Genomic DNA, 8,961 nt, shown 5'->3' on the forward strand with positions numbered 1-8,961 from the left:
TCCGCTCGCGAAACTGCCGCAAGCGAATCGCAGGCGAGCGAGCAGTCCGTCGCTTCGTTTGGCGTCTCGGCGAGCGACGCGAGCTGAGGCTCAGGAGAGCTTGCTCTCCTGGCGGATGAAGGGCGAGGCCCGCGAAGCGGCCGAGGGCTTCGGCGGTGCTGTGCGGAGAATGGAATAGCATCCGCGCGAGCGTAGCGAGTGCGGTTCGCCGTGAGTGACCGAGCGTAGCGAGGGAGCGGGCGGGAGTTTTTAGTCCAGGTTTTTGCAAGCCGAGCGGGACCGAAGGTCCCGCTGGCCGTGCGAACGGGCGGCGAAGCCGCCCGTGAGCAGACGGGGGTCAAGCGAGCGACCGGAGGGAGCGAGCGCGACCCCTCGCAGCAAAAGAGTGGGATCCTAGTAATACCAGGGAACGTCCTCGAACTCGGGATCGCGACCGTCCATGAACGCTTCCCGTCCTTCTTGTGCCTCGTCGGTCATGTAGGCCAAACGGGTGGCTTCGCCGGCGAAGACCTGCTGGCCGACCATGCCGTCGTCGGTGGCGTTGAAGCCGTATTTGAGCATGCGGATGGCGGTCGGCGACTTGCCGTTGATCCGGTCGGCCCAGTCCAGAGCCGTGGCTTCGAGTTCGTCGTGTGGGACCGCCTCGTTGACCATGCCCATCTCGGCGGCCTCGTCGGCGTCGTAGGTCTTCCCGAGGAAGAACACCTCGCGAGCCTTCTTCTGGCCGATCTGTTTGGCGAGATAGGCGGAGCCGAAGCCACCGTCGAAGCTCGCGACGTCGGGGTCGGTCTGGAGGAACTTCGCGTGCTCCCGGCTGGCGATGGTGAGATCACAGACGACGTGGAGGGAGTGGCCGCCGCCGACCGCCCAGCCGGGGACGACCGCGACGACGGGTTTCGGGAGGTGGCGGATCGCGCGCTGGACTTCGAGGATGTGGAGTCGGCCGGTGTTCTCGCTGTCGCCCTCGCTCCCGTCGTACTCGTAGCCGGAGCCGCCGCGGACCGACTGGTCGCCGCCCGAGCAGAACGCCCAGCCGTCGTCCTTCGGCGAGGGGCCGTTGCCGGTCAGCAGCACGCAACCGACGTCGGTCTGGCGTTTGGCGTGGTCGAGCGCCGTCGCGAGCTCGTCGACGGTTTTGGGGCGGAAGGCGTTGCGCACCGCGGGGCGATCGAAGGCGATGCGCACGGCTCCCGAGTCGGTGGCTCGATGATAGGTGATATCCGCGAAGTCGAACCGATCGATCGATCGCCAGCGGTCGGGGTCGAACAGTGCCGAAACCATACCGGTACTGCGCCCGGATGAGCGAAAAACCTTGGTAGTCGGGCGGTGGCGGCGGTAACGTTACGTGAGCGGCCGACCGACTCGTGGCGTATCGACACTACCGGAGTTGTTCGGCAACTCGCGTTTGTGTGGCACGCATGCGCACTGGCAAGCCAAGAGACTAAGTATCCGACTCCGTGTTTTTCCAGCGCCACAGCGATACATGCACTCGATGCATCCAGACAACCCAGAGAACCGTCCATCCAGCGCACAGGCGCTGTCGAAACGGATCAAGGAGGATAGAACGTGACCACACGACGCGACTTTCTCAAATACGGCGGCGCGACGGCCGCGACGGCCGGCATGGGCGCGACCGCGGGCTGTACGGCCGTCCTCGGTGCCGACACCGATGCCGTGACGGTGAGTTCACAGCGGTTCCCGGAGGGGGTCCTGTTGAGCTACATGGCTATCGAATCCCTTCGCAAAAACACCGATCTATCCGTGATCGACGAGACCTCCCTCGGTGGGGACCCGATGAACTTCCGGGCGGTCAGAAGCGACGAGACCGATCTGTTCTGGCTGTACACCGGGACGGCGTGGGCGCTCTTCCCGCCCAAACGGGACAAGATCATCTCGAAACCGGAGAAGCTCTTTCGGAAGGTCAAGCAGTCGATGCAGCGCAACTACGGCCTGACGATGCTGAATCCGGCCCCGTTCAACAATACCTACGCCCTCATCGCCGAACCGGAATGGATAGAGAAAACGGGGGTGAAAACCATCAGCGACTTCGCAAAATACGTCAAGAACAACCAACTGAACGCGCCGGTCGTGCTCGGTATTTCGTTCTCCCAACGAGACGATGGTTGGCCGGGAATGCTCAAACGGTACGGGTTCGAGAAGGCCGCCTCGAATCTCAACACCCGTACCGCCAGTTCGTCGCTCACCTACCAGATAATCGATAGCACACGGGCTGTTATCGGGATGGGGTTCACTACCAACCCACAGCTCCGCCAGTACAACCTGAAGGTACTTGAAGACGACAAGAGCTTCTTCCCGACATACAATCCGGCACCGATCACCAACGACATCATCGAAGAGAAACCCCAGATCCGCGAACCGCTGAACGCCATCGGGCCGACGCTGACCTACGAGAAGATCGTTGATCTCAACAAGAAGGTACAGATCGAAAAGCAAGACCCCCAGAAGGTCGCGCGGCAGTACCTTCGTTCGGAGGGGTTGATATGAGCGGCGTCGTTTCGTTTTTCGCCTCGCTCGTCCAGTTCGCGGCCGAGAACAGCGACCGTCTGTTGCGGCTGTTCGGCGAGCACATCGTTCTCGCGGTCGAGACGCTGGTAGTCGCGTTGCCGATTGCCATCGTACTCGGGATCGCCATCAGCTACAACGAGCGCGCGGCGACGGTCGTGCTCTGGATCGCCAGCATACTGCTCACGATCCCCTCGATCGCTTTCTTCGGAATGCTCGTCCCCATCTTGGGTATCGGGACGCCGCCGGTGATCGTCGCGTTAGTGGCGTACTCACAGCTGCCAGTCATCAGAAACACCTACCTCGGCGTCACAGGGGTCGACCCCGCTGCCATCGAGGCCGGCACGGGTCTCGGGATGAACCGGTTCGAACGTCTCTGGCGCGTTCGCCTGCCCGTGGCGCTCCCGGTCGTGATGGCCGGGGTGAGAAACGCCGTCGTCCTGCTGGTGGGGCTTGCGGCCATCGGCGCGTTCATCGGCGGCCCCGGGCTCGGCTTTTTCATCTTCTACGGCATCAACCAGGGCAACACGGCGATGATCGTCGTCGCCACGGTGTTGGTCTCGGTGCTGGCGCTGGCCTTCGATTACCTGTTTGCCGTGACCGAACGTGGTCTCCGCCTGCGTAACGGCGAGGACCTCGAACCGACCTATACGACGCGACTGCTCGACGCAATCCGCACACAACTCCAATGATCGAGTTCGACAACGTTCACAAACAGTACAGCGACGGTACACAGGCGGTCAACGGCCTCAGCTTCGAGGTCGAGGAGGGGACGACGACGGTTCTCGTCGGTCCCTCCGGCTGCGGGAAGACGACGACGATGCAGCTGGTCAACCGCCTCGAAGAGCCGACCGAGGGGACCGTCTACTACGACGGGACCGACATCCAGGAGCTCCCGGCGACCGAACTCCGCCGACAGATCGGCTACGTCATCCAGGATATCGGGCTGTTCGACCACATGACGATCGCCGAAAACGTCGCCACGGTGCCCGAGCTCAAGGGCTGGGACGACGACCGCACCGACGAGCGGGTCGACGAACTGCTCGATCTGATGGGGCTCCCGCCCGAGGAGTATCGGGACAGCTATCCGGGCGAGCTCTCGGGCGGCCAACAGCAGCGCGTCGGCGTCGCCCGCGCGCTCGCGGCCGGGCCCGACGTGATGCTGATGGACGAGCCGTTCGGCGCACTTGACCCCATCACCCGCGAGAACCTCCAGGACGAGTTCCTCGACATCCAGGAGGAGATCGATACCACGATCATCTTCGTCACCCACGACATCAACGAGGCACTGAAGATGGGTGACAAGATCGCCATGATGAACGACGGCGAGCTCGTCCAGTACGACACGCCGTCGGCGATGCTCGAAGCACCGGCGACGAAGTTCGTCGAGGACTTCATCGGGCCGGATCGCACGCTGAAACAGCTGCGCGTGCTTCAGGTCAGCGAGATCATGCGGACGGACGTGCCCAACGAACACCGCGACGTCGTTGAGGCGTTCGACCCCGCCGACACCGTGATGGCCGACGGCGGCGAGCTCATCCCGGTCACGCCGAGCGATAGCGCACAGGTCGCGCTCTCGCGGTGTATCCAGGCCGGTGTGCGGGCGCTCCCGGTCGTCGAGGACGCCACGGTCATCGGCGTCGTCACCGAAGAGGACATCAGGAGCTATCACGCCGACGAGATCGAGGCGGCGAGCGAATGAGCGATCTCATCAGCCTGCTCGCGGAGACGTGGGCGTATCTGCTGGCGAACTCGGCTCGGTTCTTCGAGCTGCTGCGCGAGCATCTCACGCTCGTGTTCGTCTCGGAGGCACTCGCGATCATCGTCGCCGTCCCCCTGGGGATCGCTGCGACGCGCAACGATCGGGTGAACTCGATCGTCTCCGGGTTCGGCAATGTCGCTCAGACGGTGCCGACGCTCGCGATCATCGCGCTCGCCTTCCCGATACTCGGGCTGGGCTTTCTCCCCTCGGTCGTCGGCCTGTTCGCCTACTCGCTGCTCCCGATCCTCACGAACACGATCGCGGGCATCGAGAGCGTCAGCGACAGCACCGTCGACGCCGCCCGCGGGATGGGGATGACCGACTGGGAGATCCTCCGGAAAGTCCGCCTGCCGCTCGCCCTGCCGGTGATCTTCGCCGGTATCCGCACGAGCGTCGTTCTCAACGTCGGCTCGGCCTATCTCGCCTTCTTCATCGGCGGCGGTGGGCTCGGCGTCTGGGTCATCGGCGGCATCAAACTGTTCAGCACCACGCAGCTGCTCGCCGGCGCGATCCCGGGGGCGCTGCTGGCGATCACGCTCGACGGACTGCTCGGGCTGGCTCAGCGGCGACTCGGCACCGAGACGGCAAGCGACCGGACCGCCGCCGCGGCCTGAGATTACTCGTTGAACTCGTCGAGAACGCGTTTCTGGACGTCGTCGCGAAAGCGGTGGCTCCGTTCGGCGTCGAACGAAAGTTCGATGACCTGCGTGCCGGCGCTGTCGAGTGATGCTCGGTAGGCGTCCCGAAACGACTCGCGACCGTCGGCGCGGACGAACTCGAATCCGTACAGCTCGCCTGTGGGTGCGAAATCGAGCCCATGAGGCGTGGCGAACTGCTCGAACACTGAATCGAACTCGGCGATCGGGAGCAGCCGGAAGATGCCGCCGCCGTCGTTGTCGAGAAGGACGATCGTGGCGTCGACGTCACAGCGCGAGAGCGCGAGCAGCCCGTTCATGTCGTGGTAGTAGGCCACGTCGCCGACGACGACGACGAGCGGCTCGTCGGTCGCGCTGCCGGCACCCAGTCCCGAGGAGAGAATGCCGTCGATGCCGCTCGCACCGCGATTGCCCAGCACCGTGAGCCCGGCGTCGCGCGGTGCCCCGAAGCGGTCGGCGTCACGGACGGGCATCGAGTTCGAGAGGAACACCGTGGCGGGGTCGGGGGCGTCGGCGAAGACGTCTCTCAGAACCGTCCCCTCGAAGAACTGTTCGTCGCTCGCGTCGTCCACGAGTTGCCGGGAGCGTCGCTCGGCCGCAGCGAAGTGATCACGCCACTCGTCGCTCGCGCTCGTCTCGACGCGCTCGGCGAGGGTGCGCGCGAGTCGGTTCGGATCGGCGACGAGCAGGTCGCTCGCCACGAACGTCGCCTCACGCCACTCGCCGGCGGGGTCGACGACGAACTGGCGGGTTCCCGACTCGCGGACCGAACGGCGGAGATACTGGCGAAGAACTTTCGAGGTCGGCGATGCACCCACACGGATCACGACTTCCGGCGCGGGCCACGCGTCGGCATCGAGGTATGAGTCGTAACCGCCACAGACGAGGGCGTCGGCGCGGTGCGGACCGAAGCGCAGCCCCGACAGCGGATCGGCACAGATCGGGAAGCCGGTCGCCTCGGCCAGAGCAGCGATCGCCGACGCGTCGAGAGTCGTGCTCGGGCCGGCGACGACGAGGCCACGCTCGGTCGCGAGCGCGTCGGCGATCCGATCGACGGTGGAATCGTCGAGCACGGGACGACCCTGTTCGGTGTGGACGAACGGCCCGTCGCGTCCCGTCGCGCCGAGCGGCTCCGAATCGGCGATGTCGTCGGGCACGTCGCCCGATACGGGAGTGGGTTCGAGCGGTTTGCGGAACGGGACGTTCAGATGGACGGGACCGGGCGGCGTGCCGGTGCTGGCCGCGAGCGCGCGGGCGACCGTTACCCGCAGCGAGCGGAGTTTGCGACCGTTCGCCTCGGGTTCGGGCAGTTCGTGATACCAGCGGACCGCCGAGCCATACAGTTTGTTCTGATCGATCGTCTGGTTCGCGCCGCTGTCGCGCAGTTCCGGCGGGCGGTCGGCGGTCAGCACCAGAAGCGGGACGCGCGCTTGATTCGCCTCGATGACGGCGGGATGAAAATTGGCGGTCGCGGTGCCGGACGTCGAGAGCACGGGGACGGGCTCGCCGGTGCGTTTGGCGCGCCCGAGCGCGAAAAAGCCCATCGAGCGCTCGTCGAGATGCGAGAGAACCTCGATCTCCGGATGCTCGGCGAAGGCGACCGTCAGCGGCGTCGAGCGGCTCCCCGGCGCGATACAGACCGTGGAAACGCCCTGGGCGACGAGTTCGGAAACGAAGACGTCCGCCCAGAGCGTGTTCCGGTTCGGCCAGCGCGAGTCCCGGGTCATTCGTCGAGTTCGTCGAGCACCGGCTGGAACTTCGGCCCGAGCTCGGCCCACTCCTCGTCGGGGTCGGAATCGCCGACGATACCGTCGCCCGCGAACAGCGTCGCGTCGTCGCCGCCGGCGACCGCCGATCGGATGCCGACGACGAACTCGCCGTCGCCAGCGGCGTCGAACCAGCCGACTGGGGAGGCGTACCAGCCACGGTCGAACGGCTCCGTCTCGCGGATCACCGACCGGGCGCGTTCGGGCGGGAGACCGCCGACCGCCGGTGTCGGATGGAGCACCTCGACGAGATCGAGAACGTGAGTGTCGTCGTCGAGCGTCGCCGTGATCGGCGTTCGGAGGTGTTGAATGTTGGAAAGGCGTTTGATCCCGCGCTCGCCCACGCAGACGGTGCCGAAGGGAGCGAGGCACTCGCGGATGGTGTCGGTGACGAGCGCCTGTTCGTGGCCGAGTTTGTCGCTTGCTTCGAGCGAGCGCGCGAGTTCGGCGTCCTCCTCGGGCGTGTCGCCGCGTTCGACCGAACCCGCGAGCGCCTCGGTGGCGACGTGGTCGCCGTCCATCCTGACGAGGCGCTCCGGCGGTGGGCCGAAGAACCCGCGCTCCTCGGTCGGCTGAACGAGAAACCGGTAGCATTCGGGGTAGGTTCGCCGGAACCGTTCGAGCGTATCGGGAACGTCGATCGGCGCAGCGAGCGTCACGTCGAGTGCGGTGGCCAGGACGACCTTCCGGAGATTGCCGTTCCGGATCGACGCGACGGCGCGCTCGACGCTTTCGGTCCACTCGGCGTTGGTAGTCAATCGCCGGGTGGTGGCGATCCCCGGTCGCTGCCCGCTCGGGCGCAGCATCGGCAGATCGGCAATCGTCTCGTGGACGGTGTCGAGACGCTCGGCGACGCTCTCGGGGGTGGCGTCGGTGTCGTAGGACGTGACGCTCAGCCACGTCCGATCGTTCGCACGCGTGAGCTGGACGCGCGGCAGGACGAACAGCGCCGCCGGAAACCCTTCCCACGGCGAGGCGGGCGTGTGATCGGCCTCGAAGGCGAGTCCGCCGAGAAGGCGCGGGCGGGCGGCGGGCGGGCCGTCGGCATCGATATCGTCGAACAGCGTTGCGGCGTCCGCACGGAGCGTATCGAAGCGATCGGTCCCCTCGGCACGGACGACCGCCGCCGCGCCGCCGCCGACGAGTTCGAGACCGTCGGGTGTCGCCCACGCGACCCGCGGAGCCGACTGTGCCGAGAGAAACGCACGAAACGAGCAGTCGTCGATCTCGCGGGTGCGACTCACCAGCCGTCCGTCGCCGATGCCCGGCGGGTGTCCCTCACGTCCTGCCTGTGCCATCACGGACGGTTGGGACGGGAGGCCCTTGAGCGTGTCCTTCCGGTTTCGGGCGCGCTCCCGCCGTGATTCGCCCGATGTGCGTTTCCACGGGTCGTTCACCGCGGGCTGCGAGACGAGACCTGTCGTTCACTGATCAGAAAATATGTTTCGTATCTCGAAATTACGAGTTGTTCTCCGCGAGATAGTGTTTTTCCAGCACGAACTGATTTCCCCGTCAGAATTAAATACCCCTCTACCGAAGCCCCGGTGTTCCGATGGCTAAAGTAGAGATCACGATCCCGGAGCAGCTCGAAATGCAGATCGCGCGCATGGTCGAGGAAGGGGAGTTCCTCAACCGTCAGGAAGCGGTCGAAGAGCTTCTCTCGACGGGAATGCGAGCGTATCAGACGAACGGACCGATGGACGACGAAGAGGGCACTGGCCTCGAAGACGACGGGATGATGGGCCACGAAGACGAGTACGTCTTCTGATATTTTTGGGGAGCCGATCGGGAACCCGTGACGCGACGATCCATTCATCGAAATGGTATCGAACACCGATCGTTCCGTACTGCTGTCCGACGGTGTGAGACCGATCGTGAGGACAACCGTTAAACCGACCGAACACCTCTAGATACCCAATATGCACAAGGAGGAACTCCTCGAACTCCACGAGGAGATGGTGACGATCACCGAATTCGTCAACAACCGCGAGGACGTCGACCCGGAGCTGTTCGAGACCTACGAGGAGCTCGACGTCACGCCCGACGACGTCCACAAATCGAAAAACGAGCACAAACACGCCGTCTTCATCCTCGGCAACGCCCTCGCCGAGGCGATGAGCGACGACGAGTTCTCCGACGCCGGCCGCATCGGCAAGCGTATGCGCGAGCTCGCCACCGACGCCGAAGGCAAGCTCTGAGAGGACAGTAACCCGTCACGTTCCGTCGAGTCCCGGTGGGTATTTGACGCCACGCG

The 8,961-nt window shown here is 65.2% G+C and carries 9 protein-coding genes; 6 read left to right on the plus strand and 3 right to left on the minus strand.

The window, feature by feature from the left end; all coding sequences use genetic code 11:
• Nucleotides 1-393 precede the first annotated feature (393 nt).
• Nucleotides 394-1,281, minus strand: coding sequence for a 1,4-dihydroxy-2-naphthoyl-CoA synthase (locus C451_RS15030; protein ID WP_007741823.1), 888 nt, complete (start codon nt 1,279-1,281; stop codon nt 394-396).
• A 285-nt stretch (nt 1,282-1,566) separates the two neighbouring features.
• Here C451_RS15030 and C451_RS15035 point away from each other — a divergent pair, with 285 nt between their 5' ends.
• From C451_RS15035 to C451_RS15050, 4 genes are read left to right on the plus strand one after another with little or no spacing between them, the layout of a single operon-like run.
• The gene (locus C451_RS15035; protein WP_007741824.1) at nt 1,567-2,505 is read left to right on the plus strand and encodes a glycine betaine ABC transporter substrate-binding protein; all 939 of its coding nucleotides are present in this window, start codon (nt 1,567-1,569) and stop codon (nt 2,503-2,505) included.
• On the plus strand, nt 2,502-3,215 hold the full coding sequence (locus C451_RS15040) for an ABC transporter permease (protein ID WP_007741825.1): 714 nt from the start codon (nt 2,502-2,504) through the stop codon (nt 3,213-3,215). Before C451_RS15035 ends, C451_RS15040 begins: the two co-directional genes overlap by 4 nt.
• Nucleotides 3,212-4,225, plus strand: a complete 1,014-nt coding sequence (locus C451_RS15045) for an ABC transporter ATP-binding protein (RefSeq protein ID WP_007741826.1) — start codon at nt 3,212-3,214, stop codon at nt 4,223-4,225. Before C451_RS15040 ends, C451_RS15045 begins: the two co-directional genes overlap by 4 nt.
• Nucleotides 4,222-4,899 carry an ABC transporter permease gene (locus C451_RS15050; protein ID WP_007741827.1) on the plus strand — a complete coding sequence of 226 codons (678 nt, stop codon included), beginning with the start codon at nt 4,222-4,224 and terminating at the stop codon, nt 4,897-4,899. The genes C451_RS15045 and C451_RS15050 overlap by 4 nt, the downstream gene beginning before the upstream one ends.
• A gap of 2 nt (nt 4,900-4,901) precedes the next feature.
• Here C451_RS15050 and menD read toward each other — a convergent pair whose 3' ends face one another.
• Nucleotides 4,902-6,668, minus strand: a complete 1,767-nt coding sequence (menD, locus tag C451_RS15055) for a 2-succinyl-5-enolpyruvyl-6-hydroxy-3-cyclohexene-1-carboxylic-acid synthase (RefSeq protein WP_007741829.1) — start codon at nt 6,666-6,668, stop codon at nt 4,902-4,904.
• On the minus strand, nt 6,665-8,005 hold the full coding sequence (locus tag C451_RS15060) for an isochorismate synthase (protein ID WP_152420481.1): 1,341 nt from the start codon (nt 8,003-8,005) through the stop codon (nt 6,665-6,667). Before C451_RS15060 ends, menD begins: the two co-directional genes overlap by 4 nt.
• A 254-nt stretch (nt 8,006-8,259) precedes the next feature.
• On the opposite strand from C451_RS15060, the gene C451_RS15065 reads away from it, so the two are divergent.
• Both C451_RS15065 and C451_RS15070 read left to right on the plus strand, forming a co-directional pair.
• Nucleotides 8,260-8,475, plus strand: coding sequence for a DUF7120 family protein (locus C451_RS15065; protein WP_007741833.1), 216 nt, complete (start codon nt 8,260-8,262; stop codon nt 8,473-8,475).
• Between the two features lie 151 nt (nt 8,476-8,626).
• Nucleotides 8,627-8,905 (plus strand): UPF0058 family protein, encoded by a 279-nt coding sequence (locus C451_RS15070; RefSeq protein ID WP_007741837.1) that lies wholly within the window; start codon nt 8,627-8,629, stop codon nt 8,903-8,905.
• Nucleotides 8,906-8,961: the final 56 nt, after the last annotated feature.

Origin of the sequence: Halococcus thailandensis JCM 13552 (assembly GCF_000336715.1) — an archaeon.
Classification (GTDB): Archaea; Halobacteriota; Halobacteria; order Halobacteriales; family Halococcaceae; genus Halococcus; species Halococcus thailandensis.